The sequence below is a fragment of the Streptomyces sp. NPDC054783 genome (genome assembly GCF_053611725.1).
The window spans coordinates 223891-247980 of the sequence record NZ_JBSHAY010000010.1 but is presented as its reverse complement, the minus strand read 5'-3'; the positions used below and the strand labels follow the sequence as shown (position 1 = coordinate 247980).

Sequence of the window (24090 nt, the reverse complement as noted above, 5' to 3'; positions counted from 1 at the left end):
GTCCATGCTCACGATCCTCGGCCCTCTCGGCTGGCTAGGCTCTCCACCGTAGCAACAACACTCGCCCACTCGTCTAGATACCTAAAGGAGTACTCAACGTGAGCCCTCTCCCTTCCGGCCTCCTCGGCGATCTCGACCCCACGAGCGATCGCGCGGTCTTCCGTCAGATCGCTGATCAGCTGCGCGAGGCCATCGACCGTGGGCGATTCCGAGAGGGCGAAAAGCTGCCCTCCGAGGCTGAGCTAGTCGAGCACTACGGAGTGTCCCGGATGACCGTCCGGAACTCCTTCTCCATCCTCACGGGCGAGGGCCTGGTCCACGCCGAGCACGGCAAGGGTGTCTTTGTCCGGCCGCGTCCCCCCGTGCGCCGACTCGCCTCCGACCGCTTCGCCCGTCGGCACCGGGAGCAGGGCAAGTCCGCCTTCATCGTCGAGGCCGATGCCGCCGGCAGTCACCCCCAGGTCGACAGCCTTGAGGTCAAGGAGGAGAAGGCCAGCCAGGACATCTCCACGCGGCTCGGGTCCGTCCGGCGAGTGCTCGCCCGTCGGCGGCGCTACCTCCTCGACGGTCGACCCGTCGAGTTCGCGACCTCCTACCTCCCGCTCGACATCGCGCGGGGCACGCCGATCGCCGAACCCAACCCCGGTCCCGGTGGCATCTACGCCCGCCTCGAAGAGCTGGGCCATCACCTCGATCACTTCGAGGAAGAGATCCGCGCCCGGATGCCCTCGCCCGCCGAGGTCAAGACGCTGCACCTGGCGGCCGGCGTGCCTGTCATCCATCTGATCCGGACCGCCTTCGACAGCGAGGGGCGAGCCGTCGAGGTCTGCGACACGGTGATGGCGGCGGACGCGTACGTCCTGTCGTACCAGCTCCCGGCTACCTGAACGGGGTGGTCTGCGGTGGTGCGCGGGGGCGCCTTCCCGAACTCGTACACCCCAACACGCTTACTCGTATAGACGAGTGGGCAAGTTGTGTGGCACAGTGGTCCGCACGGACCCGGGAGATCGGGTTCACAGGCAGACTCTTGTATAGACGAGTAGATAGGGGAACTTCCTTGCGTACCATCCGTGTTGAGACCTCCGCCGCGACGATCCTCCTCACCGAGGCCCCTGAGCCGAAGGTCCGCGACCGGCAGACGGGCGAGATCGCGAAGGACGCGAACAGCGGTGAGGCCCTGATGACGATCGGGGTCGTCTACATCGAGGACGGCGAGTCGTCGCTGATCAAGGTCACCGTCCCGGAGGGCGGTATCTCCGAGGGGCTTACCCTCGGGGCGCCGGTTTCGCTGCCGGGGCTGGTCGCCCGGCCGTGGGAGTCCGTGTTCAACGGGCAGCAGCGACACGGCATCGCCTACCGGGCCGCCGCCGTCACCCCGGCCGCGTTCCCGGCCGCCACCGGGGCCGCTGCCTGATGACCGATCTGACGACGCTCCTGGAGGTGGGTGGTCCCCTCGCCGCGCTCGGCGGTGGGGCCGCCTACACCCGGGCCAAGCACCCGGCGGTGTACTGGTCCACGGTCGGCCTGCCGATATCCACGGCTCGGCTGCTGGGCTCGTACAGCTCGGTCATGGAAGCGTGCGGCCTGACTGTGGCGCCCTCCCGGCTCCGGATCCTCGCTGTGAAAGCCACGACCAACCGTGAGGTTCGGCCGGTGTCGCCCCGCCGGGGATTCATCCGGCCCGCCTCGACCGGTCTCCGTATCCGGCTCCGGCTCGCGCCGGGGCAGGAACCCGCCGACGTCGCCGCCTCGGCGGAACGGCTGCGGCATGCCTGGGGCGTGCACGCCGTGTACGTCACGACCGTCAAGCCAGGCGTGGTTGAGCTGCGGCTGGTCGGCTACGACGTGCTACGACGGGTGCGGATGCCCCGCAAGGTTCCGGTCGCGCTTCGGGAAGACGCCATGCCGTTCGTCCGGGACTACCGCACCATCCCGCACCAACTCACCCTCGGCGCCACCCTGTCCGGCAAATCCATGTACCTGCGACACCTGATCGTCGGACTCGCCCCTCAGCCCGTCGCCCTGGTCGGCATCGACTGCAAGCGGGGCGTGGAGCTGGCACCCTTCGCCGCTCGGCTCTCGGCGCTGGCCACCGACCCGGAACAGGCATCCGAACTGCTGCCCGTGCTGGTCAAGGAAATGGAGGACCGATACGACCTGATCAAGGCCCGACAGGGGATCGCGCCGGACACACCGGACGAGGAGATCACCTCCGACATCTGGGGCCTGCCCGAGAAACAACGCCCGGTGCCCATCGTGCTGTTCGTTGACGAGGTGGCCGAACTCTTCCTCGTCGCCACGAAGAAGGACGAGGAACGCCGGGACGAGATGGTCACCCAGCTCATCCGCCTCGCCCAGCTCGGCCGCGCCGCCGGCATCTACCTGGAGGTCTGCGGACAGCGCTTCGGCGCCGAGTTGGGCAAGGGCGCGACCATGCTCCGGGCCCAGCTGACCGGCCGTGTCTGCCACCGCGTCAACGACGAAGCCTCCGCAAAGATGGCGCTCGGCGACATCGCACCGGAAGCGGTCTATGCCGCTTGCGCCATCGCCCCCGAGCGTCCCGGCCTGGCCGTGGCCGGTGACACCTCCGGCGGCTGGTCCCGCATCCGCACGCCGTACCTCTCCCTGGGCGACGCCGCCGAAGCCTGCCGCGAGTCGGCGCACCTGGTGCCCGACCTGCCCTCGCTCAAGCCCTTCCGGCCCGACGTACCCGCACGACCGGCCGAGGCCCCGGTCTCGCTGGTCAAGCCACGACCGGTGACCGACTGACCTTCGCTCCTACTCGGTCGGCTTGACCGACTCACGCCAAGTCCCTACCCCTCCCATGTCCGATCCCGAAAAGGAGCCGCAGCATGCGCGCCCACCTGGCCCGCGTCGACGCGGTACTCGTCCAGGCGGCCATCGCCGCCGCGCTGTCCTTCGCCCACCTGCACGACATCGCCTCAGCCGCCGGACAGGACGGGTGGAAAGCGTGGGCCTACCCGATCAGCGTTGACCTGCTGCTCGTCGCCGCCTGGCGTCGGCTCCGGTCCGGAGACACGAAAACCGCCGGATGGTGCTGGTTCGTCATCGCGCTCACCGCGTCCCTCGGCGCCAACGTCGCCACCGCCGGACTCCTCGACATGCACCAGGTGTCGGCATGGCTCCGCATCCTCGTCGCGGGCTGGCCCGCGGTCGCCTTCCTCGGCGGAACGCTCCTCGCCCACTCCACACCGACGCCGACACCAGCCCTCGGCACCGAGGACCAGGGCGACGAGCCCGAACCTTCGCCAGAGCCGCCCGCCCAACCCGCCATCGAGGCACCCGACGAACGCCCCGCCCCGTCCGCCGTGCCAGTCCCGGCCGCCCTGGTCGAACACGCCCGAAAGGTCGCTGCCGACCACCACACCCGCACCGGAACGCCGATCGACACCCCGACCCTCCGCGCCCGCCTCGGCGTCCCGGCGCCCATGGCCGAAGCCATCGCCGCCCACCTAACCCCAGCAGGGAGCTGACCGTGCCCCTCTTCACCTTCAACGCCGCCGCCGACTACCTCCAAGCTGCCCGCGAGATGGCCGCAAGCGGCCGGACGACGCTCGCCCGGCTCCTCGCCGAAGCCGCCGCCGAACTCACCCCGGACCCCTCTGAAGCCGCCCGCATCCTCGACGCCTTCCCCGGCACGAGCCTGCGACAGGAGGACTGAACCCATGCCCGCCAACCGCCGCTTCCGCGACGTCACCCGCATCGGCCCCGTCCAGGTCGGCACCGCCTACGACAACCGGGGCCGCGAGAAGCACACCGCCGCCTGCACCGCCCCGCGCTGCGGCTTCTCCGCCGACTACGACAGCCGCGCCGCCGCCGAACTCGCCGCCCGCACGCACCGCTGCCCCGTCCGCTGAAAGGACTTTGCCCACCGTGACCGTCAGCCTGCCGCTGGTCTTTGTCCTCGGCCTCTTCGCCTGGGGAGCGGTCAAGTTCCTCGGCGTCCGCCCGTGGATCGTCGTCCTGATCGCCCTCTTCGGCTTCTGGCTCTCGCACACCTTCATGGGCCCGGCCATCGAGTCCGGCACGCGCTCCGGCGTGACCGTCATAAACGGCTCACATACCTAGACGAGTAGATAAGGAGAGGCCGTGTTCCTGCCCAAGTACCCCGACAGCCCGACTCCGCCGCCCGCGCACACCCACACCCCGGCCGAACCGGCGCCCGTCCGGCGCTCGCTCCCATCGGTGTCCATCGACAACAAGACGATCGCGACCGTGATCGTCGGCGGGGTGGTCCTCACCGCGCTCCTGGCTGCCGTTGCCGTCACGGCCATCTCGGTAGCCGTCGCCGCCGTGGTCCTGCGCTCCCTGCTCCGCGAGCAGCACCGGCGCTGAAGAACAGCGCCTGACACCCGGGGCGGCCCGATACCGCCAAGCATCCGCCGCCCCGGGGCCCGTCTCTCCCGACCGAACCAGTCAGTCAGAAGGAGACCGCCATCTTCACCCGCACCACGCCGCCCCCGCTCCCGGAACTCGCAAGGCTGGCTGAACACGGCACCCTGCCCGAGTTCCTCCGGCAGCTCTCCGGGCTCGGCGGCTGCACCAACCCGATCCGCCTCGACGGTCACCGCACCGAGTACGACGTCGACACCACCACCGGTGAGATCGGCCGAGTCCTCCAGCACCTCGACTCGACCACCCTCCCGGCCGGCCAACTCCTCGTCCGCTGCAACAACCGCCGCACCACCCGTTGCCCGGCCTGCGCCGAGGTCTACCGCCGCGACACCTTCCACCTGATCACCGCCGGACTGCGCGGCGGCAAGGGCACCCCGGAACGCGTCGCCGCACACCCCCGCGTCTTCGCCACCTTCACCGCCCCCGGCTTCGGTCCCGTCCACAACCGCCGCACCGACGGCCGCCCCTGCCGCTGCGGCACCCAGCACGACCAGGACGACGACGCCCTTGGCACCCCGCTTCACCCGGACACGTACGACTACGAGGCAGCCGTGCTGTGGAACGCCCACGCCGGGCAGCTCTGGCGCCGCTTCTCCGTCTACTTGCGCCGCGAGGTCGCCAAGCGCGCGGGCCTGTCACAACGCCGCTTCCGCCAACACGCCCGCGTCTCCTTCGCCAAGGTCGCCGAGTACCAGAAGCGTGGTGCGGTCCACTTCCACGCCGTGATCCGCATCGACGGCCCTGGCGGGGGAGAGACCCCGCCCCCAGCCTGGGCGACTGCTGAACTGCTCACCGACGCCATCGAGGCTGCCGCCGACAAGGTCCGCGTTGATGGCCCGGTGATCGACGGCCGCGCGCACGCCTTCGCCTTCGGCCGCCAACTCGACGTCCGCACTATCTGCTCCGCCGACTTCAACGACGGCCAGGAGCTGACCGAGCGGGCCGTAGCGGCGTACATCGCCAAGTACGCCATCAAGGGGGCCGAGACCGCGACGGGCGCTCTCGATCGCCCGCTGAAGTTCGCCGCCGAACTCGCCCAGTTCGACATCAGCGACCACGCCCGCCGCCTCATCCGAACCGCCTGGACCCTCGGCGCCCGCAAGGACCTGGAACACCTCCGCCTGCGCGCCTGGGCCCACATGCTCGGATTCCGCGGCCACTTCTCCACCAAGTCCCGCCGCTACTCCACCACCCTCGGCGCCCTCCGCGACGCCCGCGCCGAATGGCGCCGCGCCCAGGCGGCAACCGACGAACGCCCGACCGACACGACGTTCGTCCTCGCCCACTGGGTCTTCGCCGGCACCGGACTTTCCGAGGCCGAAGCCTGGCTTGCCGCATCCCTCGAACCCGCCCCCGGAACGGAAGGAGAACCCACCCGTGCATGACGACGAGCTGCTGACGGTCCCGGACGTCATGGCGCGGCTCAAGCTCGGCCGCTCCACGGTCTACGACCTCATCCGCTCCCGGCGTCTTCCCTCGATCACCATCGGCCGGTGCCGCCGTATCCCGGCACGGGCTGTCCGCGAATACATCACCAACGAACTGGAGGCGGCGGCCTGATGGCCCAGCAACGCAAGCGGAACCCCAACGGCGCGGGCACGATCACCAAGCGCAAGGACGGTCGCTTTCAGTGCGCGGTCTACGTGCTCCAGCCGGACGGCACCCGCGCCCGCAAGTTCGCCTACGGCAAGGACTGGGCGGAATGCGACGCCAAACGCCGGGCCCTGCTCGACAAGGTGGACCAGGGCGTGCCCGTGCCCACCAAGTCGGCCAAGCTCTCGGAGTGGCTGCCGTACTGGCTGGACAATGTCGTCAAGCCCCGGCGGAAGCTCAGCACCTTCGACAAGTACGAGGCGCACGTCCGGCTCTACCTGGTGCCCCTCCTCGGTACCAAGCGGCTCGAATCCCTCGGCGTCGCCGACGTCCGCCGGTTCCTCGTGCGCCTGGAGAAGGACACCACCGCAGCAACGGCCAAGGAATCACACCGAGTTCTCCGCTCCGCGCTGTCCTCCGCCTGCCGGGAGGAACTGATCACGCGCAACGTCGCCAAGCTCGTCGAGCCGCCTCGCTCGGACACACCCGAGCTGCACCCCTGGACCCTGGACGAGACGCTCGACTTCCTCGCCGCCTCCCGCAAGGACCCGCTCTACGCGGCCTTCGTGCTCGCCATCGCCATGGGCCTCCGCCGGGGAGAGATCGTCGGCCTTCGCTGGTCGGACGTCGACCTCGACAACCGCGTCCTCTACGTCCGCCACCAGGTCCAGCGTCGCCGTGGCGTCCTGTACGACGACGACCCCAAGAGCCGCCGTCGCCGTGCCGTCCCGCTGCCCGCCCTCTGCATCGCGCCCCTGCGCTGGCAGCGCATGCGGCAGGCAGCAGCTCGGACCAAGGCGGGGGAGAGGTGGCAGGAGTCTGACTACGTCTTCGCCACCCGCACCGGCCGTCCGATCGAGCCGCGCAACCTCTACCGCTCGTTCACTCGCGTCGCGGAGTCCGCCGGCCTCCGCGTCATCCGGCTGCACGACGCGCGCCACGGCACGGCCACGCTTCTCACCGCTGCCGGAGTCGCGCCCCGCGTAGTGATGGAGATCCTCGGCCACTCCCAGATCAGCATCACGATGGACGTCTACACCCACGTCGTCCAGGACACGCAGCGCGAAGCCATGAGCCACATGGACCGCCTGCTCAGGAGGCGCCCCGGTCGTCAGTGATCGCCCGCGACCACCCGCGTTGATGTCAAAAGTAGATGTCAAAGGCCCCGGACCATGATCGGTCCGGGGCCTTTTGCCTGGTGCCCCCGGCAGGATTCGAACCTGCGACACCCGCTTTAGGAGAGCGGTGCTCTATCCCCTGAGCTACGAAGGCATTGCGATCGGTGGTGATGGAGCCACCGCCGACAGTGTAGCGGGTGGGGCGGTGCTGTACGGCGGGCTGGGGAGGTGGGGGTCAGGATGCGGGGATGTGGGTGAAGCGGGAGGCTGTGCGGAGGTCTGACTCGATGTGGTCGGCGGTGGTGCGCAGGCTGGGGAGGATCTGGTGGACGCAGTCCTCGAGGGTGCGGCGGGCTGCGTGGGTGGCGACGTTCAGGGCGGCGACCGTGCGGCCGGCCCGGTCCCGTACCGGTACGGCGATGGATCGCAGGCCCGACTCCAGTTCCTCGTCGACCAGGGCGTATCCCCGGGCCCGGACCTCGGCGAGGGCCGGGGGGTGGGGAGTCGTGGTGTCCGCCAGGAGGACTCGGCCGAGGGAGGTCTCGGCGGCGGGCAGGCGGGCGCCGACGGTGATGTGGACCGTGAGGACACGGCTCGCGCTCGCTCCGGCCGTGTACTGGATCTCCGTGCCGTCGGGCGTGAGCACCGCCAGCGCCGTCGGCTCGTGCAACCGGTCCGCCAGCAAGCGGAGGTGGGGCTCGGCCAGGCGGGGGAGTGTGGCGCGGGACAGGGGAGGGAAGCCGAGGTCGAGGACGCGGGGGGTGAGGGCGAAGGTGCGGTCGGGGTGCGCGCGCACCAGGCCCAGGTGTTCGTGGGTGAGCAGTGCGCGGCGGGCCGTGGCCCGGGCCAGGCCGGTCGCGCGTGCCACCTCGCTCAGGGACAGCGCCGAGCGGCCCTCGCCGAAGGCGGCCGGCACGGTCAGGCCGCGCGCCAGGGACTCCACGAAGTCCCGGCCCAGCTGGTGTTTGGACGCCGTCGTCCAGGTCGCGAGGCCCGCGGGGGGTGGCCCCGGCTCGGGCGGCGGTGCCGTGCGCAGGACGGACTCCATCGCCGTCACCGCCGTACGAAGGCGGGGGAGGAGAGCGGTGCGCAGGTCGGTCGCCGAGTGGCGGCTGGTGTGGCTGACCACGCTCGCCACGCAGGCCACGCGGCTGGTGCCGGGGTGCCGTACGGGTACGGAGACCGCGACCAGGCCCGGTTCGATCAGCTGGTCGTCCACCGCCCAGCCGTCCCGGCGCGCCCGCTCCACCCGTTCCACGAAGGCGGCGTCGTCGGCGGGCGGGTGGAGGGGCGGTATGGCGGGGAACGTCGCGTCCGTCGGGTCCGCGGCGCGCCGGGCGCGCCAGCGTGTCCAGTCCGGCTCGGTCCACTCGGTCGCGAACAGCGGGCCCGGCGCGGTGCGTTCGGCCGGGAGCAGGTCGCCGATGCGGAAGCTGACGGACATCGCGCGGCGGCGGGTGGCCTGGTGGATGAAACGGATGCCGTCGAGGTCGGCGACCGCGAGCGACACCGACTCGTCCAGCTCGTCGGCCAGGGCGTCGGCGTGGGCGCCGAGCAGCGCGGGCAGCCGCAGGGCGGCCAGGTAGGCGTTGCCCAGTTCCATGACGCGGGGAGCCAGTACGACGTCCCGGCCGTCCAGGCGGACGTAGCCCATGCGGGAGAGGGTCGCGGTGATGCGGTCGACCGTGGAGCGGGCGAGGCGCGTGGCCCGTTCCAGCGCGCTCGGGCTGAGCGTGCCGCCCGCCTCGGTCAGCCGCCGCAGCACCCCGACCCCACGCACCAACGGACCGACCGCCTCGTCCGGAGGCGCCGCTTCGACACGGGCGGCGTCGGCATCAAGTGCGGTCTTCGCGGGCATCGGCGCGGGCATCGGCTCTCCGGTACGGCATACGGGCACGCCTACGGTAGACCGCCACCCGGCGCCCGTCCCCCGTAGAGAGCCCGATACGAGCCCGATACGAGCCCGATGCGAGCCCGATGCGAGCCCGAGGAGTGCCCGAGGAGTGCCCGACGCCTCTACTTCCTCGTCACCCGTACCCGGTAGTTCCCGTCCACGTCCCTGCTGACCACCTGGACGGTGATGCCGTGGCCGGGGTCCTTGAAGGTCTCACCGGGGGAGAAGGGGGCGTCGGAGAGTTCTGCGTGGACGTTGGGGCTGCGGGTGCAGCCGCCGCTGCCCCGGTGGCTGTCGTAGACCGTGACCGGTCCGCGGCCGGTGTCGATCGTGCCGTCCACCTTGTAGATCAGCACACCGGGCCGGCACACGACCTCGTCGTTGCCGCCCTGCTCGCGCACCTCCAGCACGTACGAACTCCGCGCGTCGACGGGGACGAGGACCAGCTTCCCGCCGCCCCGCTTGTACAGCGGTGTCAGGTCGTACTCGACGCTGCTACGCGCCGCCACGCAGCCCACCTGGGAGCCGTCCAGCCAGCCCAGCTTCCACTTGTGCCAGCCGAGCAGATCGTTGTTGGCCCCCCAGTCCTCGCTCATGATGTCCCAGTGCCCTACCGCGCCCCCGCCGTCCTGTGTGTACAGGTCGGGCAGGCCGAAGGTGTGGCCGTTCTCGTGCGGGAGCACCCGGTAGCCGGTGTGGGAGAGGGAGCCGGAGCCGTCGTCCTGGCGGGAGTAGATGAAGGACGCGTTGGAGATGGGGATGCCGTCGGCGACCGGGGCGTCGCCGTTGCCGGCGAAGGTCACGGACAGGACCGTGTCCAGGGCGGTGGGGCCGGCGTTGGGGGTGATCAGGACGTTGAGGATGTCGTACGAGCGGAAGTCCACCACCGGGTCGGCGGCGGCCACGATGTCCCGCACCAGCTGCCGGTAGCCGGGGTCGAAGGGGGCGCCGCGCTCTATGCCGTACCCCTTGAAGGGCTTGGGCATCCGCAGCCAGGTGGTGATCGGAGTCTCCGGCCGGTAGTCGAGGCGGCCGTACGACGCGGTGCGGAACCAGTCCTGGGTCTGCGGGAAGAACTCGTGGAAGCGGTCCATGGCGCTGCCCTGCCCGGGGGCGTCGGAGAAGTCGACCATCAGGGTCAGGGCGTGGAGCGTGCCCGTGGAGTGGGCGTAGCCGTGCGGGGTGGGTATGCCCTCGGTCATCTGGACCTCGACGCTTCCCTGGACCGCGCAGGGGGCGAGGGCGGAGCGGGCCGTTCCGATGGGCCCGGCGGTGGTGGGCGCCGTCAGGTGTCCGGTCCCGGCCGAGGTGCCGACCGCCAGGGTCAGTGCGGTCACCGAGGCGAGAGCGGCCGCCCGGCGCGGACGTATGCGACGGCGTACGTGCGACCGGCCTGCGCGGGCGGAGCGCCCCTGCACCGCTCCGGTGGAGGGGTGCCCGTGCGGAAGTGCTCCGGTGGAGGGGTGCCCGTGCGGAAGTGCTCCGGTGGAGGGATGCCCGTGCGGAAGTGCCCGGGTGGTGGGGCGTCCCTGGGTAAGCGCTCCGGTGGTGGGGGGTTGCTGGGGAGGCCCTCCGGTGGTGGGGGGTTCCCGGGGAGGCTCTCCCGTGGCGGGGCATTCCTGGGGAAGGGCTCCGCCGGCGGTGCTTTCTTGGGGAAGGGGTATGCGGCGGGGCGGCTGCGGCTGCATGCATGGACCCTTCGCTCCGCGGCAGCCGCCAGTCTCCGGCTGCACCCTTGCGCTCACCCTGTGTCGGTGGGGTGCGGGGCGCGCGCTGGAGGAGACCGATCGTGGGAATGCCGGTCCGCACGAGGGTGAATCCCGGCCGGAGAGGAGTGTGTCTCAGGTCACAGAGGTTCTTTTCGCGGGCGGGAAATAACCGGGGAACCTCTCCCCGTTTAGTCCTGTGTCCGAGCGAAACGGGGACTGCTTCCCCGGATCGCCCCCATCGATTCCGAGCCTCGCTTCCGAACCCCGTCCGGACCGCGTTGCGTCCGGAACCGCGTCCACATCGCATCAGAGGAGTCCACCGTGCCGACCGCGACCACCCCCGTACTGCGCAAGGTGCCCCGGCCCCGCGCCGACGCCGTGCGCAACCGGGAGCGGATCGTCACCGCCGCCCGGGAGATGTTCGTCGAACACGGCCCGGACGTGCCGCTCGACGAGATCGCCCGCCGGGCCGGTGTCGGCAACGCCACGGTGTACCGCAACTTCCCCGACCGCGAGGCCCTCGTCCGCGAGGTCGTCTGCTCCGTCATGGACCGGACGGCCGAGGCGGCCGAGGTGGCCCTCGCCGAGACGGGGGACGCCTTCGCCGCGCTGGAGCACTTCGTGCACGTCGCCGCCGACGAGCGGATCAGCGCGCTGTGCCCGATGATCTCCAGCACCTTCGACCAGTACCACCCCGACCTGGAGGCCTCCCGTGAGCGGGTCGAGCAGCTCGTCGAGGAGGTCATGGGCCGGGCCAAGGCGGCCGGGCAGCTCCGGCCCGACGTCGGCGTCGGCGACCTGTTGATCGTCGTGGCCCAGCTGAGCCGGCCCCCGGCCGGCACGGACTGCCTGCGCGGCGACCGTTTTGTCCACCGCCACCTTCAGTTGTTCCTCGACGGCCTGCGGGCGCCCGCCCGCTCCGCCCTGCCGGGCACGGCCGTGACCATCAAGGAGCTGCGCGAGTGCTGACCGATTAGCCGCGCGAGTCCCTGACCCATCAGACCGATCGCTTGCGCGAGTCCCTGACCGATCAGACCGATGCCTGCGCGAGTCCTTGACCGATTAGTTCGGCTGCCGATCCCGGTCCATCCCTGCGGCTGCGTACGGCACAGCCGATTTATTGCACTCTTCCATCACTTTTCCCGTCACTTCCCGTCACTTTCCGTCACGAAGTCCCGAAGTGGGTACCTCCATGTCCGAAACAGCCCGCAAGGCTCCCGGCGCCACCGCGCCGACCGGCGTCGCCGCGCGTGCCGGCGACGCCAACCGCTGGAAGGCGCTCGTGTTCATCGCGCTCGCCCAGCTGATGGTCGTCCTCGACGCCACCATCGTGAACATCGCCCTCCCCTCCGCCCAGAGCGACCTCGGCATATCCGACGGCAACCGGCAGTGGGTCGTCACGGCCTACGCCCTCGCCTTCGGCGGTCTGCTGCTCTTCGGCGGCCGGATCGCCGACCTGTGGGGCCGCAAGCGCGCCTTCGTCACCGGTCTGGCCGGCTTCGCCGCCGCATCCGCGCTCGGTGGTGCCGCCACCTCCGGGGCGATGATGTTCGGTGCCCGCGCCCTCCAGGGTGTCTTCGGCGCCCTGCTCGCCCCGGCCGCGCTGTCGCTGCTCGCCGTGATGTTCACCGACGCCAGGGAACGCGCCAAGGCGTTCGGCATCTACGGCGCCATCGCGGGCGGCGGCGGTGCCGTCGGCCTGATCCTCGGCGGTTTCCTCACCGAGTACCTGAACTGGCGCTGGACCTTCTTCGTGAACATCCCGTTCGCCATCGTCGCTGCGGCCGGTGCCTACTTCGTCATCCGTGAGCCCGAGGGCGGCCGCAACCGCAACCCGCTGGACATCCCGGGCGTCCTGCTGTCCACGCTCGGCCTGGTCGCGCTGGTGTACGGCTTCACGCGTGCCGAGTCCGACGGCTGGGGCGACGCGATCACCGTGTCCATGTTCATCGCGGCCGCGGTGCTGCTGCTCGCCTTCGTGGCGGTCGAGTCCCGGGTCAAGGCCCCGCTGCTGCCGCTGCGCGTGGTGACCGACCGCAACCGCGGTGGCATCTACCTCTCCCTCGGCCTCGCGATCATCGGCATGTTCGGCCTGTTCCTCTTCCTGACCTACTACCTCCAGGTCGTGAAGGGCTACTCGCCGGTCAAGACCGGCTTCGCGTTCCTGCCGATGATCGCGGGCATGATCACCGGTTCCACCCAGATCGGCGCCCGGCTGATGACCCGGATCCCGGCCCGGCGGCTGATGGGCCCCGGCTTCCTGGTCGCCGGCGTGGGCATGCTGCTGCTGACCCAGCTGGAGATCGGCTCCTCCTACCTCACGCTGCTGCTGCCCGCGATGCTGCTCCTGGGTCTCGGTATGGGTACGGCGTTCATGCCGGCCATGTCCCTGGCCACCATGGGCGTCGAGCCCCGGGACGCGGGCGTCGCCTCCGCGATGGTCAACACCTCGCAGCAGGTGGGCGGCGCGATCGGCACCGCCCTGCTGAACACGATCGCCGCCTCCGCGACGACGTCGTACGTCAAGGACCACATCGCCGGTGCGGCCGCCAAGCCGCAGCAGCAACTGGTCCAGCTGCAGGGCCTGGTGCACGGCTACACCGCGGCGATCTGGTTCGCCGTCGGCATCCTGGGCCTCGCCGCCCTGATCGCCTTCACCTTCGTCAACGCCGGCCGCCCGGGCACCACCGAGGTGATCTCCGGCGAGGGCGTCGAGGACGAGGTGCCGGTGCCGGTGGTGGCCCACTGACCGGCCGTACGGCACGTGGCCGTGTACTGATCCAGCGTGGCCGTGCGCTGATCTAGCGGAGCCAGGGCAGGTCCGCACCCGCTTCATCGGGCTGGAGGCCCTCGGCGACGATCTCCATGATCGCGCCGAGGGCCTTTTGCTGTTCGGGGCTGAGCCGCTCGAACAGCGCCTGCCGTACGGCCGCCACATGGCCGGGCGCGGCGCGCGCCAGCACCTCGGCGCCCTCGTCGGTGAGCACCGCGAACTGGCCGCGCTTGTCGGAGGGGCAGTTCTCGCGGCGCACCCAGCCGTTCTTCTCCAGCCGCGCGATCGCGTGCGACAGCCGGGAGCGGGTGATCTTCGCCTGCATCGCCAGTTCGGTCATCCGCAGCCGGCGGCGAGGGGCCTCGGCGAGGCCGACGAGCAGGCCGTAGTAGATGTGCGGCATGCCCGCGTCGCGCTGCAGCTGCCGGTCGAGGTGGTCCTCCAGCAGGGTGGTGGCGTGCAGGTAGGCACGCCAGATGCGCTGTTCCTCGTTGGTGAGCCAGCGGGGCCGTGCGGCGGAGTCGGATGCCGTGTTCATGGGTCCCACTGTACGAGGCAGCTCCTTGAAAGTTGAACAAGTCGGGCGTACGGTTGAGCGCAGAACTTGAGAGTTAAAGCAAACTCGGCCCACGGGAGTCGCCGCCATGTCCACCAGCAGCCCGGAGCGCATGCCCGCCCTGTACCTCAGCCACGGCGCCCCGCCGCTCGCCGACGACCCCGTCTGGCCCGGCCAGCTCGCCGCCTGGTCCGCGGGCCTGCCCAGGCCGAAGGCGATCCTGATGGTCTCCGCCCACTGGGAGGAGGCCCCGCTCGCGCTGGGCGCGGTGGAGACCGTCCCCCTCGTGTACGACTTCTGGGGCTTCCCCGAGCACTACTACCGGGTGCAGTACGCCGCCCCCGGCGCGCCCGGGCTCGCCGAGTCCGTCCGCAAGCTGCTGCGCGCCCCCGGCACCCCCGTCCAGGACATCCCCGACCGCGGCCTCGACCACGGCGCCTACGTCCCCCTCGTCGAGATGTTCCCCGCCGCCGACATCCCCGTCCTGCAGATATCCATGCCCACGCTGGACCCGGTGCGCCTGATGGACATCGGCCGCAGGCTCGCGCCGCTGCGCGACGAGGGCGTGCTGATCGTCGGCTCCGGCTTCTTCACCCACAACCTCGCCGCCCTGCGGTACGCGGGCCACGGCGTCCCCAGCTGGTCCTCCGAGTTCGACGACTGGGGCCGCCGCGCCCTGGAGGCCCGGGACTGGGACGCCCTGCTGGACTTCCTGGACAAGGCCCCGGCCGGCCGCTACGCCCACCCGCGCACCGAACACTTCGCCCCGCTCTTCGTCACCATGGGCGCGGCGGAGGCCGGGGGCGAGCTGGATGCGCAGAAGTCGGTGATCGACGGGTTCTGGATGGGAATGGCGAAGCGGTCCGTGCAGTTCGGATGAGGGCGAGTGAGGGTGAGTGATGGCGAGTGAGGGCGAGTGAGGGCGCCGTGGATCACAGCTCCTTCTCGTACCAGGCCACGTCCCAGTAGCGGCCGAACTTGCGGCCGACCTCGCGGTACGTGCCGACATGCCGGAAGCCGAAGCGGGCGTGCAGCCGCTCGGAGGCCTCGTTGGGCTGGGCGATCCCGGCGTAGGCGCGGTGCACGTCCTCGTCACCCAGGGACTTGAACAGGGCGTCGTAGAGGAGCGACCCGATCCCGCGACGGCCGGCATCCGGGGCGACGTAGACCGAGACCTCCACGGATGTGACGTACGCGGGCTTCGGCCGGTAAGGGCTGGATGTGGCGTAGCCCAGAATCTGCCCACCCGTCTCCCGGCCGCCACCCCTCAACGAGGCGCTTCGCGCCGCTGTACCAGATTCATACCGCGCGTCCGTGGCAACCATCAGGCGGTGCGGGCCGTCTTCCGGGTGGGAGAGCAGCCAAGGGCGGCGCTCTTCCGGAGTGAAGATCGCGGTATCGAAAGTGATCGCCGTCTCGCGTACGTAGTGGTTGTAGATCGCCGTGAGGGAGTCGAGATCCCCCTCGGCTCCCGGCCTGACCTGCACCTCTGTGCGTTCCGTCGGCATCTGGCCTCCCCGCGTGGCGGACAGGGTACTGCATGATCAGAAAAATTGGGGGACGGGTTGGGAATTCTGTCCGGATTCCAGTCGTTGTTTCCCACGGATGCAGGGCACTCGGAGAGAGTCGCCACAGACCCTCCCCCGATGCCGAGCGTTCAGCAGGACCACCCGCCAGCCCACCATCGCAAGGGAGCACGCATGGCAACCCGTGCCGTCGCCCGTCGTCAGTCCGCCACCGGCGAGACGGTCGACTCGGCAAGCAGTGTTCGCGCCCATGGCGGCGAGATCGCGGACCGCGACCTGGTCGGCATGTACCTCGATGAGATCGCGCGCACGCCGCTGCTCGACGCCGCCAAGGAGGTCGAGCTGTCCCAGACCATCGAGGCGGGTGTCTTCGCGCAGCAGATCCTCGACGGTGAGGAGGAGTCGGCCGCGGACGCCTCCCGCGAGGAGCTGGAGGCCCTGGTGGCCGCCGGTGAGCGGGCGAAGGACGTCTTCATCCGCTCCAACCTCCGCCTGGTCGTGGCGGTGGCCCGGCGCTACCCGCGTAGCGGTCTGCCCCTGCTCGACCTGATCCAGGAGGGCAACGCCGGCCTGGTGCGCGCGGTCGAGAAGTTCGACTACCGCAAGGGCTTCAAGTTCTCGACGTATGCCACCTGGTGGATCCGTCAGGCCATCACCCGGTCCATCGCCGACCAGTCCCGCACCATCCGGCTCCCCGTCCACCTGGTGGAGGAGCTGGGCCGTATCCGCCGCGTGCAGCGGGAGTTCAACCGTGAGCACGGCCGCGACCCGGAGCCCGCGGAGATCGCTGCGGAGCTGGGCGCCAGCCCGGAGCGCGTCATCGACGTCCTCGACTGGGCCCGCGACCCGGTCTCGCTGAACATGTCGGTGGACGACGAGGGCGAGACCCAGTTCGGCGACCTGCTGGAGGACACGTCCGCGATCTCGCCCGAGCAGTCGGTGCTCACCCTGCTCCGCAGCGAGGAACTGGACGACCTGATCGGCCGCCTGGACCAGCGCACGGCCTCCATCATCAAGATGCGGTACGGCATCGAGGACGGCCGCGAGCGCACCCTGACCGAGGTCGGCAAGGAGCACGGCCTGACCCGCGAACGCATCCGCCAGATCGAGAAGCACGCTCTGCTCGAACTGAAGAAGCTGGCCCGCCAGACCGGCTTCGACGCGGCGGCGTAAGGAAGTTGCGGCGTGCCGGTGTCGGTGCGGGCCCGTGCCCGTGCCGTGCCGGTGCTGTGAGGGGGTTGCCTGTGGGGTGAGGCGGGGCGCGGCGGTCGGCAACCTGTGGTGCCTGTGGGCGTACGGTGCCTGAGGGAGCGCACGCCGGTGACGGAAGGCGGCGCAAACATGGCGCGGTCCCATCGCTTCAACTCCCGGGCCCGCGGGAACAACCCTTCCGGGCCCCACAGCAGCCAGGCCTCGGAACCGCACTCCCCACGCACCGCGCAGACGGGCCGACCCCACGCGCCCACCCGTACGACCCGAGCCACACAGCCAGGTCCCGACGCACATCCCCCCCGGCGCCGGGACCTTCCCAGCCGGGCTTCGGCACCCATCCCCCCCGGGTGCCGGGGCCCGGCTTCATGTGTGTCCAGGTGTGCCCCCGTCCGTATGTGCCTGATCGCAGGTGAGTTGCGGGTCCCCCGGACCGCGCCCATCAACCGGCCATCCCTGTCCGAACGTTGTCATCAGGCCACCACCCGCGCGCGCAGCGCTGCGGCCGCCCAGTCGATCACCGGGGTCACCGGCTCCGGGGCCGGCCAGCCGTTGACGAGGGCCAGCAGGCGGAGATAGGTGTCCCTGCGGGGTTCGCGCGCGGCTTCGAGGCGTTGGACCAGCCATGCGTGCGGCTCGGCGGGGCCGGCGTGCCCGCAGGCGCGGGCACACCGGGTGACGAGGGCCGCGACGACGGGGTCCGCTTCCGGTGCCTCGGGCCTGGTACCGGAGGCCAGGGCGTGGTCCACGACATCCCGGGCGACAGCGACGACATCCGGCACGGGCGGCATGCCGACTCCGCCCTCGGCCCCGCGCCGGTTTCTGGCCTGCTCCTGGACCAGGCCTCGTACGGCCGCACGGAACCCGTCGTCCAGCGACAGCTCGGCCAGCTCCACCCATGCCGTCACCTGCTCCTCGGCCGGGTTGTCGGGCAACTCGGGGGTGAGAGAACGCCGAAGCCCGGCCTCGGCCCGGTGGGACACGTCGGCCGGGGAGGGGCCGGGCACCTCGGACGGCTCGGGTACTTCGGCCGGGGAGGGCCGGAGCGGCGCCTCGAATACGGCGTCCAGGAAACCGTCGATCAGGCGTCGCCGTTCCGCTTCGGACAGGGTCGCCAACCGGTGCATGAGCTCCATCTCCTCGAGGGTCGGGTCACGCCTGGCCGCCACGGCGGACAGCACCGCCCGGCGCAGGCGCAGCACACTGATCTGCACGTCCAGTGCGGCAGCCTGCTCCGCCGCGACCCGGCCGAGGGACAGCGGCCGGTCCACGATCCGCCGGATCACATCCAGGCCGAGGCCGAGTTCGCGCAGCGTGCGTACGAGCGCCAGCCGGGCGACCGCCTCGGGTCCGTAGCGGCGGTAACCGGCCGGGGTACGGCTCGCCGGCACCACGAGACCCTGATCCGAGTAGAAGCGGATCGTCTTGACCGACAGCGCGGTACGCCGGGCCAGCTCACCGATGGAGTACGAGACGCCGGAGTGCGAGACGCCGGAGTGAGAGGTGTCGCCGTGCGAGTGAGAGGTGCCGCCGTGCATGAGCCCACCTTCCGGTCTCCCCTTGCGGGAGACTCAAGTCTGCACGGGTGGTGGGCCGGTGGGGGCACTCGGACATCCTGGAACGACGGCCCACCCCGTACCTGAACCCCGGGGTGGACCGTCGGATGGCAGATTCTGCCACATGGGCATAGCCTGCCGGAGTGAGCACCACCCCCGGCACCAACCCCAGTACCACCCCCGGCACCGCCCACCAGCCGCCTTCCGCCTCCGCGCCGGTCTCACTGACCGAACGCCGGAAGGCCGAGACCCGCACGGAGATCGCCCGGGCGGCGGCCGCCCTGTTCGTCCGCCAGGGCCTGCGGGCGACCCGCGCCGAGGACATCGCACAGGCCGCCGGCATCGCGCCGCGCACCTTCTACCGCTACTTCGCCACCAAGGAGGAAGCGGTGGCCCCCCTTTACGGGGCGGGCGCCCAGCGCTGGACGGAAGCGGTCCGCTCGGCCCCGGCCCACCTCGGTGTTCCCGAGGCCCTGGAGCACGCCGTACGGCACACTTTCACCCCCGGTGTCGGTGTCTCGGCGGCGTCCTGGGAATGGGTCCGCACCCTGATCCGCCTGGCCGACGCCAGCCCCGCCCTGCGCAAGGTCTGGGCAGAGGTCTGCCAGGCGTCCGAGCAGACCCTGGCCGAGATCCTCGCGAACCGGATCGCGTCAACTGGCGCTTACGGGCACGGTGAGCACGATGGGTGCGATAGGCGCGACGGGTGCGATGGGCGCCCTGGTGGGCGCAACAACCTTGCCCCGGAACCCATACCCCCCGCACCGGTCACCCCCGACCTCCGTTTCGCCGCGGCCGTCGCCGGCGCCGCCGTCCGCGTGGCCGTGGAGTCCTGGGCCGCCACCTCCTCCCCGCCCACCGGTCCGGAAGGCCCCGCGGCCCTGGCGCTGCGCAACCTCGCGTCCCTGCGGGACTTCGGCTGGAGCAACGCCAGGCCCTAGTCCGTCACCGAACGACCCTGCCTCGGCGGCCTCCTCGAGTTCACCCGCCCCCGGCCCGACTCAGTCGACCGCCCAACTCCCTTATGTTTTCCGCCAGTTCACTCGGCCCTCCGACCGTGAACTCGTACCCCGTCATCGCCAGCCGCACCGCCAGCCACTCCAGCGGATCACCGGAGGTGCCCCGCAGCACGCAACCGCCCGCGCCGTCGTCCTCCGGTACCCCGAGCCACGCCGACAGGCGCGCGGAGACCTGCTCCGCCGGCGCGGCGAACCGCACCTCGAACCCGTACGTCTCCTGCCGCCGGTGGATGGACTGCCGCAGGTACTCCGCCGCGCTTCCGGCCGGCAACTCCCGTGGCGCGAAGCGGACTCCGGTCGCGAACGGCTCGCTCACCCGGTCCACCCGGAAGGTCCGCCAGTCGGCGCGGTCGAGGTCGTAGGCGACGAGGTACCACCGGCGCCCGGTCGACACCAGTCGGTGCGGTTCGGTCAGCCGCCGTGACTCGCTGCCGTCCTTGTCGCGGTAGGCGAACCTCAGCCGCTCGTGCCCCGCCACCGTGGAGGCCATCACGGTCAGCGTCTCCGGCGCGATGGTCGGCCCGTCCCCACTGGTCAGCGGTGTCGTCGCGGCCTGGAGCGTGGACACCCGGTGGCGCAGCCGGGCCGGCAGTACCTGCTCCAGCTTGGCCAGGGCCCGTACGGACGCCTCGTCCACGCCCTCCACCGCGTGCCCGGCACCGGCCCGCAGCCCCACCGCGATCGCCACCGCCTCCTCGTCGTCCAGCACCAGCGGCGGCAGCGCCTTGCCGGCGACCAGCCGGTATCCGCCGTCGGCCCCTTTGCTGGCCTGCACGGGATAGCCCAGCTCCCGCAACCGGTCGATGTCCCGCCGCACGGTACGCCGGGACACCCCGAGCCGCTCGGCCAGCTCACCGCCGGGCCACTCACGGGGGGTCTGGAGCAGGGAGAGGAGCTGCAACAGCCGTGCCGGGGTGTCTGTCGTCATGAGTACGAGGATGCCGCACAAGTAGGACACGATCTGACCTAATGGCCTCCTACCTTGAGCGCATGACCCACGGCGACGACAAGACACTCCAGGGGCGCGAAACCGCGTCGATCAGCGGCCCCGCCGCGGGGCACGACAAGCCCCGGACGACCGGCACCCAGGAGACCGCACCCAGCGCCACGGCGCTGCCCGAACCCACCCCCGACCGAACCCGCTGGCTGGCCCTGACCATCGTCATGGCCGCCGCCTTCATGGACCTGGTCGACGTGACGATCGTCAATATCGCCATCCCGTCCATCCAGCGGAGCGCCCACGCGTCGGTCAGCCAGATCCAGTGGATAACCGCGGGCTACGCCCTTGCCTTCGCCGCAGCCCTCATCACCGGCGGACGTCTCGGCGACATCCATGGCCGCAAACGGCTGTTCCTGCTCGGTATCGGCGGCTTCACCCTCGCCTCCGCCCTGTGCGGCTTCGCCGCGAACCCGGAGATGCTGGTCGCCTCCCGCATCCTGCAGGGCGGTATGGCGGCGATGATGGTGCCGCAGGTGCTGTCGATCGTGCACGCCACCTTCCCGGCCCATGAACGCGGCAAGGTGTTCGGCCTGTTCGGCGCGATCGTCGGCCTGGGCGCGGTCTCCGGACCGCTGCTCGGCGCTCTCCTGACGGAGTGGAACCTCTTCGGGCTCGAATGGCGGCCCATCTTCCTCATCAACCTCCCCGTCGGCATCCTGGCCTGGCTGCTCGGACGCCGTTTCATCACCGAATCGAAGGCCCCCAAGGCGCTGAAACTGGACCTCGTCGGTGTCGCCCTGGTCTCGCTGGGCCTGCTGATGCTGCTCTACCCGCTCACCCGCGGCCGCGAGCTGGGCTGGCCGCTGTGGGGGTACCTCTGCATGGCCGGCGCGCTCGTCGTCTTCGCGGCGCTGGTGTCGTACGAAAAACGGAAGGCGGCCAGGGACGGTTCCCCGCTCGTCGAACTGTCCCTCTTCCGGGTGAAGAGCTTCGCCGCGGGCATCGCCGTGCAGACCGTTTTCGGGGTCGCGCTCGGCATCTTCTTCCTGGTCTGGACGCTGTACATGCAGATCGGCCTGGGCTGGACGCCGCTGCGGGCCGGGCTGACCGGTGTGCCGTTCTCCCTCGCGGTGTCGACGGCGGCCGGGATGTCGGTGCAGAAGCTCGTCCCGAGGTTCGGGCGGAAGGTGCTCCAGGCGGGCGCGCTGGTCATGGCCGCGGGCGTACTGCTCTACCTCTGGGAGGCGCACCGGTACGGCCTCGCCATCGCCTCCTGGCAGATGGCCCTGCCGCTGGTCGTGATGGGTGCCGGGATGGGGCTGATCGTCGCCCCGCTGACGGACGCGGTGCTGTCGGAGGTGCCGCGCGAGCACGCCGGGTCCGCGTCCGGACTGATCAACACGGTGCAGCAGATGGGCAACGCGCTCGGCCTGGGGCTCGTGTCGGTGGTCTTCTTCGGTGAGATCGGCGACCGGCTGGCCCCGGCCCAGGTCGGCCCGGCCTTCGTGCACGCCTTCCAGCACGCCCTGTGGTGGGTCGCCGGGATCATGGGCGCGATCTTCCTGCTGATGTCCGCCCTGCCGAAGCGGCCGGCGCACCATGAGGAGGACGCCGAAGCGGAGCTGCCCGCACTGGGGCGGGAACCGGAACTGGTGCCCTGACCGGGCACGACAGGGGCCCGGCACGACATGGTGCCGGGCCCCTCTGCTGTTCCGGACACTCCCGGAAGTCCGATCACGCCCGGTTGAAGTCCGAACCTGTTTACTTTCCGGAAATCCGGGCGTAGCCTCAGACCGAAACCACACGTTCGGGCATCACTCAGAAGTGAACGGACAGCCAGGCGGAGGCCAACGAGATGTACGCACCGGAACGGCAGCAGGAGATCCTCCGGCTCGCACGTGACGGCGGCCGGGTGGACGTGCTGTCGCTCGCCGAGGAGTTCCAGGTCACGGCGGAAACGATCCGCCGCGATCTGAAGGCCCTCGACCGCGCCGGCCTCGTCCGCCGGGTGCACGGCGGTGCCATCCCGGTCGGCCGCCTCGACTTCGAACCGGACCTCACCGAGCGCGAGTCCACCGCAGCCGACGAGAAGGACCGCATCGCCAAGGCGGCCCTCGGCGAACTGCCGACCGAGGGCACGATGATCCTCGACGCCGGCACCACGGTCGCCCGGGTCGCCGCCGCGATCCCGCTCGAGGCCACCCTGACCGTCGTCACGCACAGCCTGCCCATCGCCGCCCGCCTCGCCGACCATCCGGGCATCCAGCTCCACCTGGTCGGGGGGCGCGTACGGCACCGTACGCGCGCCGCCGTGGACGCCTGGGCGCTCCGCGCGTACGGCGAGATCCGCGCCGACGTGCTGTTCGTGGCGGCGAACGGCTTCTCCGCCGAGCACGGCCTGACCACCCCGGACCTCGCCGAGGCCGCGGTCAAGCGGGCCGCGGTCGCCGCCGCCCGGCGCGTGGTGCTGCTGGCCGACTCCGCCAAGCACGGCCAGGAGCACTTCGCCCGCTTCGGTGACCTGAGCGACGTGGACCTGTTGATCACCGACAACGGGCTGAGCCCGGAAGCCGCCGCCGCGATCGAGCGCGGCGGCACGGAAGTAGTGCGCGCATGATCCTCACCGTCACCCCCAACCCCTCCCTCGACCGCACCTACGAGGTCCAGGCCCTGAAGCGCGGCGAGGTCATCCGTGCCGAGACCGAGCGCATGGACCCCGGCGGCAAGGGTGTGAACGTCTCGCGCGCCGTCGCGGCCGGCGGCCGGCGCACGGTCGCCGTTCTGCCTCTGGGTGGTGCGCCGGGGGCGCTCATCGCCGACCTGCTCGACGCGCAGGGCATCGAGGTCGCGCCGGTCCCGATCGCCGGAGCCACCCGCTCGAACATCGCGCTCGCGGAGTCGGACGGGGTACTCACGAAGATCAACGCGCCGGGGCCCGAGCTCTCGGAGTCCGAGCAGGAGCTCCTCCTGGACACCGTGCGCGAGCAGTCCCGCGACGCCGACTGGATCGCGTGCTGCGGCAGCCTGCCCCGGGGGCTCGCGCCCTCGTGGTACGCCGACGTCGTCACGCGGGCGCACGCTGGGGGCGCGCGTATCGCGCTGGACACCTCGGGGCGTGCGCTGCTGGAGGCGCTGCGCGCGCGGCCCGACGTGGTGAAGCCGAACGCCGAGGAACTCGCGGAAGCCGTCGGGCGCCCCCTGGCGACCGTGGGCGACGCGCTGAAGGCGGCCGAGGAGGTGCGCGGCATGGGCGCGCGCGCCGTGCTCGCGAGCCTCGGCGCCGACGGGCAGCTCCTCGTGGAGGACGCGGGCGCATGGTTCGCCACCGCGCGGGTGGACGCCGTCCGCAGCAACGTCGGCGCCGGCGACTCCTCCCTCGCCGGTTTCCTGACCGCCGGCGGCACCGGCCCCGAGGCCCTCGCGTCCGCCGTCGCCCACGGAGCCGCCGCCGTCCAGCTCCCCGGCAGCGTCATGCCGACCCCCGCCGACCTGGATCCGTCGGCGGTGACCGTCACGGCCGAGATCCCGCTCGACCGCGAACTGACGGAGCCGGCGTCATGAACGCCTTCGCGCTCCGCGGCCCCCGCCCCGGCACCCGGCGGCAGGGCGCTTGCACCGCGTCCGCAGCCCAGGACGCGTCCACCCGGCCTGCCTCGAAGCGGCGAGGCTCCCCGTTACTGGCCGCTGCCCCCGGGTGGCGCGGCCGGCACAGCCGCCGTACCGCCCCGGGGAGGCAGGGTTTCCCCGGCCTCGCCTCCCGCACCACCTCATCCCCCCACCG

The 24090-nt window shown here is 71.3% G+C and carries 25 protein-coding genes and 1 tRNA gene; 19 read left to right on the top strand and 7 right to left on the bottom strand.

Features of this window, described 5'->3' with window-relative positions:
* Positions 1–98: 98 nt before the first annotated feature.
* The 11 genes from ACWGJ5_RS20210 to ACWGJ5_RS20160 all read left to right on the top strand — a co-directional run bounded on the left by ACWGJ5_RS20210 (position 99) and on the right by ACWGJ5_RS20160 (position 7127).
* Positions 99–887, top strand: coding sequence for a GntR family transcriptional regulator (locus tag ACWGJ5_RS20210; protein WP_071375225.1), 789 nt, complete (start codon positions 99–101; stop codon positions 885–887).
* A 170-nt stretch (positions 888–1057) separates the two neighbouring features.
* Complete coding sequence (locus ACWGJ5_RS20205; protein WP_030740373.1) at positions 1058–1414, top strand: SCO3933 family regulatory protein; 357 nt, start codon at positions 1058–1060, stop codon at positions 1412–1414.
* Positions 1414–2769: an FtsK/SpoIIIE domain-containing protein gene (locus tag ACWGJ5_RS20200; RefSeq protein ID WP_453311019.1), complete on the top strand. Its 1356-nt coding sequence runs from the start codon at positions 1414–1416 to the stop codon at positions 2767–2769. The genes ACWGJ5_RS20205 and ACWGJ5_RS20200 overlap by 1 nt, the downstream gene beginning before the upstream one ends.
* An 83-nt stretch (positions 2770–2852) precedes the next feature.
* Positions 2853–3494 (top strand): DUF2637 domain-containing protein, encoded by a 642-nt coding sequence (locus tag ACWGJ5_RS20195; protein WP_453311018.1) that lies wholly within the window; start codon positions 2853–2855, stop codon positions 3492–3494.
* 2 nt (positions 3495–3496) lie between these two features.
* A complete protein-coding gene (locus tag ACWGJ5_RS20190) occupies positions 3497–3682 on the top strand; it encodes a hypothetical protein (protein ID WP_453311017.1) in 186 nt (61 codons plus the stop codon).
* 4 nt (positions 3683–3686) lie between these two features.
* Entirely contained in the window at positions 3687–3878 is a 192-nt protein-coding gene (locus ACWGJ5_RS20185) for a mobile element transfer protein (RefSeq protein WP_453311016.1), read from the top strand.
* Between the two features lie 16 nt (positions 3879–3894).
* Complete coding sequence (locus tag ACWGJ5_RS20180) at positions 3895–4089, top strand: hypothetical protein (RefSeq protein ID WP_071375220.1); 195 nt, start codon at positions 3895–3897, stop codon at positions 4087–4089.
* 21 nt (positions 4090–4110) lie between these two features.
* Positions 4111–4356: a SpdD protein gene (locus tag ACWGJ5_RS20175; RefSeq protein ID WP_453311015.1), complete on the top strand. Its 246-nt coding sequence runs from the start codon at positions 4111–4113 to the stop codon at positions 4354–4356.
* Positions 4357–4502: 146 nt separating this feature from the next.
* Complete coding sequence (locus tag ACWGJ5_RS20170; RefSeq protein ID WP_453311063.1) at positions 4503–5801, top strand: replication initiator; 1299 nt, start codon at positions 4503–4505, stop codon at positions 5799–5801.
* Positions 5794–5976 (top strand): helix-turn-helix domain-containing protein, encoded by a 183-nt coding sequence (locus ACWGJ5_RS20165; protein WP_030250171.1) that lies wholly within the window; start codon positions 5794–5796, stop codon positions 5974–5976. The genes ACWGJ5_RS20170 and ACWGJ5_RS20165 overlap by 8 nt, the downstream gene beginning before the upstream one ends.
* Positions 5976–7127, top strand: a complete 1152-nt coding sequence (locus ACWGJ5_RS20160; protein ID WP_453311014.1) for a tyrosine-type recombinase/integrase — start codon at positions 5976–5978, stop codon at positions 7125–7127. Before ACWGJ5_RS20165 ends, ACWGJ5_RS20160 begins: the two co-directional genes overlap by 1 nt.
* 78 nt (positions 7128–7205) lie before the next feature.
* On the opposite strand, the gene ACWGJ5_RS20155 is transcribed toward ACWGJ5_RS20160, so the two are convergent.
* The 3 genes from ACWGJ5_RS20155 to ACWGJ5_RS20145 form a co-directional block, all read right to left on the bottom strand.
* Positions 7206–7281: transfer RNA gene (locus ACWGJ5_RS20155), tRNA-Arg, on the bottom strand.
* Between the two features lie 81 nt (positions 7282–7362).
* On the bottom strand, positions 7363–8985 hold the full coding sequence (locus ACWGJ5_RS20150; RefSeq protein WP_453311013.1) for an IclR family transcriptional regulator domain-containing protein: 1623 nt from the start codon (positions 8983–8985) through the stop codon (positions 7363–7365).
* A gap of 158 nt (positions 8986–9143) precedes the next feature.
* The gene (locus ACWGJ5_RS20145) at positions 9144–10358 is read right to left on the bottom strand and encodes a M6 family metalloprotease domain-containing protein (RefSeq protein ID WP_453311012.1); all 1215 of its coding nucleotides are present in this window, start codon (positions 10356–10358) and stop codon (positions 9144–9146) included.
* Positions 10359–11051: 693 nt separating this feature from the next.
* On the opposite strand from ACWGJ5_RS20145, the gene ACWGJ5_RS20140 reads away from it, so the two are divergent.
* Positions 11052–11699 carry a TetR/AcrR family transcriptional regulator gene (locus ACWGJ5_RS20140; protein WP_453311011.1) on the top strand — a complete coding sequence of 216 codons (648 nt, stop codon included), beginning with the start codon at positions 11052–11054 and terminating at the stop codon, positions 11697–11699.
* 223 nt (positions 11700–11922) lie between these two features.
* Complete coding sequence (locus tag ACWGJ5_RS20135; RefSeq protein ID WP_453311010.1) at positions 11923–13479, top strand: MFS transporter; 1557 nt, start codon at positions 11923–11925, stop codon at positions 13477–13479.
* Positions 13480–13531: 52 nt separating this feature from the next.
* Here the strand turns inward: ACWGJ5_RS20135 and ACWGJ5_RS20130 are convergent, their stop codons facing one another.
* Positions 13532–14041: a MarR family winged helix-turn-helix transcriptional regulator gene (locus ACWGJ5_RS20130; protein ID WP_453311009.1), complete on the bottom strand. Its 510-nt coding sequence runs from the start codon at positions 14039–14041 to the stop codon at positions 13532–13534.
* A 106-nt stretch (positions 14042–14147) separates the two neighbouring features.
* Between ACWGJ5_RS20130 and ACWGJ5_RS20125 the strand changes: the two genes are divergently transcribed.
* Positions 14148–14939, top strand: coding sequence for a dioxygenase family protein (locus ACWGJ5_RS20125; RefSeq protein ID WP_453311008.1), 792 nt, complete (start codon positions 14148–14150; stop codon positions 14937–14939).
* Between the two features lie 52 nt (positions 14940–14991).
* Here the strand turns inward: ACWGJ5_RS20125 and ACWGJ5_RS20120 are convergent, their stop codons facing one another.
* Entirely contained in the window at positions 14992–15567 is a 576-nt protein-coding gene (locus ACWGJ5_RS20120) for an N-acetyltransferase family protein (RefSeq protein ID WP_453311007.1), read from the bottom strand.
* Positions 15568–15759: 192 nt separating this feature from the next.
* Here ACWGJ5_RS20120 and ACWGJ5_RS20115 point away from each other — a divergent pair, with 192 nt between their 5' ends.
* A complete protein-coding gene (locus ACWGJ5_RS20115) occupies positions 15760–16758 on the top strand; it encodes a sigma-70 family RNA polymerase sigma factor (RefSeq protein WP_228623280.1) in 999 nt (332 codons plus the stop codon).
* A gap of 509 nt (positions 16759–17267) precedes the next feature.
* Here ACWGJ5_RS20115 and ACWGJ5_RS20110 read toward each other — a convergent pair.
* Positions 17268–18332 carry a MerR family transcriptional regulator gene (locus ACWGJ5_RS20110; protein ID WP_453311006.1) on the bottom strand — a complete coding sequence of 355 codons (1065 nt, stop codon included), beginning with the start codon at positions 18330–18332 and terminating at the stop codon, positions 17268–17270.
* 161 nt (positions 18333–18493) lie between these two features.
* On the opposite strand from ACWGJ5_RS20110, the gene ACWGJ5_RS20105 reads away from it, so the two are divergent.
* Positions 18494–19291, top strand: coding sequence for a TetR/AcrR family transcriptional regulator (locus ACWGJ5_RS20105; RefSeq protein WP_453311005.1), 798 nt, complete (start codon positions 18494–18496; stop codon positions 19289–19291).
* A gap of 40 nt (positions 19292–19331) precedes the next feature.
* On the opposite strand, the gene ACWGJ5_RS20100 is transcribed toward ACWGJ5_RS20105, so the two are convergent.
* Complete coding sequence (locus tag ACWGJ5_RS20100; protein ID WP_453311004.1) at positions 19332–20297, bottom strand: helix-turn-helix transcriptional regulator; 966 nt, start codon at positions 20295–20297, stop codon at positions 19332–19334.
* 236 nt (positions 20298–20533) lie between these two features.
* Between ACWGJ5_RS20100 and ACWGJ5_RS20095 the strand changes: the two genes are divergently transcribed.
* The 3 genes from ACWGJ5_RS20095 (at position 20534) to pfkB (ending at position 23870) form a co-directional block, all read left to right on the top strand.
* Entirely contained in the window at positions 20534–21970 is a 1437-nt protein-coding gene (locus ACWGJ5_RS20095; protein ID WP_453311062.1) for an MFS transporter, read from the top strand.
* Positions 21971–22164: 194 nt separating this feature from the next.
* Positions 22165–22926: a DeoR/GlpR family DNA-binding transcription regulator gene (locus ACWGJ5_RS20090; protein WP_453311003.1), complete on the top strand. Its 762-nt coding sequence runs from the start codon at positions 22165–22167 to the stop codon at positions 22924–22926.
* Entirely contained in the window at positions 22923–23870 is a 948-nt protein-coding gene (gene pfkB / locus ACWGJ5_RS20085; RefSeq protein ID WP_453311002.1) for a 1-phosphofructokinase, read from the top strand. Before ACWGJ5_RS20090 ends, pfkB begins: the two co-directional genes overlap by 4 nt.
* The last annotated feature ends 220 nt before the right edge of the window (positions 23871–24090 follow it).

Excerpts from the sequence above, each read along its gene's own strand:
- ACWGJ5_RS20120 (WP_453311007.1), bottom strand. The coding sequence starts at position 15,567 with ATGCCGACGGAACGCACAGAGGTGCAGGTCAGGCCGGGAGCCGAGGGG.
- ACWGJ5_RS20110 (WP_453311006.1), bottom strand. The coding sequence starts at position 18,332 with ATGCACGGCGGCACCTCTCACTCGCACGGCGACACCTCTCACTCCGGC.
- ACWGJ5_RS20095 (WP_453311062.1), top strand. The coding sequence starts at position 20,534 with ATGGCCGCCGCCTTCATGGACCTGGTCGACGTGACGATCGTCAATATC.
- ACWGJ5_RS20200 (WP_453311019.1), top strand. The coding sequence starts at position 1,414 with ATGACCGATCTGACGACGCTCCTGGAGGTGGGTGGTCCCCTCGCCGCG.
- ACWGJ5_RS20090 (WP_453311003.1), top strand. The coding sequence starts at position 22,165 with ATGTACGCACCGGAACGGCAGCAGGAGATCCTCCGGCTCGCACGTGAC.
- pfkB (WP_453311002.1), top strand. The coding sequence starts at position 22,923 with ATGATCCTCACCGTCACCCCCAACCCCTCCCTCGACCGCACCTACGAG.
- ACWGJ5_RS20125 (WP_453311008.1), top strand. The coding sequence starts at position 14,148 with ATGTCCACCAGCAGCCCGGAGCGCATGCCCGCCCTGTACCTCAGCCAC.
- ACWGJ5_RS20195 (WP_453311018.1), top strand. The coding sequence starts at position 2,853 with ATGCGCGCCCACCTGGCCCGCGTCGACGCGGTACTCGTCCAGGCGGCC.
- ACWGJ5_RS20130 (WP_453311009.1), bottom strand. The coding sequence starts at position 14,041 with ATGAACACGGCATCCGACTCCGCCGCACGGCCCCGCTGGCTCACCAAC.
- ACWGJ5_RS20150 (WP_453311013.1), bottom strand. The coding sequence starts at position 8,985 with ATGCCCGCGAAGACCGCACTTGATGCCGACGCCGCCCGTGTCGAAGCG.
- ACWGJ5_RS20160 (WP_453311014.1), top strand. The coding sequence starts at position 5,976 with ATGGCCCAGCAACGCAAGCGGAACCCCAACGGCGCGGGCACGATCACC.
- ACWGJ5_RS20100 (WP_453311004.1), bottom strand. The coding sequence starts at position 20,297 with ATGACGACAGACACCCCGGCACGGCTGTTGCAGCTCCTCTCCCTGCTC.
- ACWGJ5_RS20115 (WP_228623280.1), top strand. The coding sequence starts at position 15,760 with ATGGCAACCCGTGCCGTCGCCCGTCGTCAGTCCGCCACCGGCGAGACG.
- ACWGJ5_RS20185 (WP_453311016.1), top strand. The coding sequence starts at position 3,687 with ATGCCCGCCAACCGCCGCTTCCGCGACGTCACCCGCATCGGCCCCGTC.
- ACWGJ5_RS20135 (WP_453311010.1), top strand. The coding sequence starts at position 11,923 with ATGTCCGAAACAGCCCGCAAGGCTCCCGGCGCCACCGCGCCGACCGGC.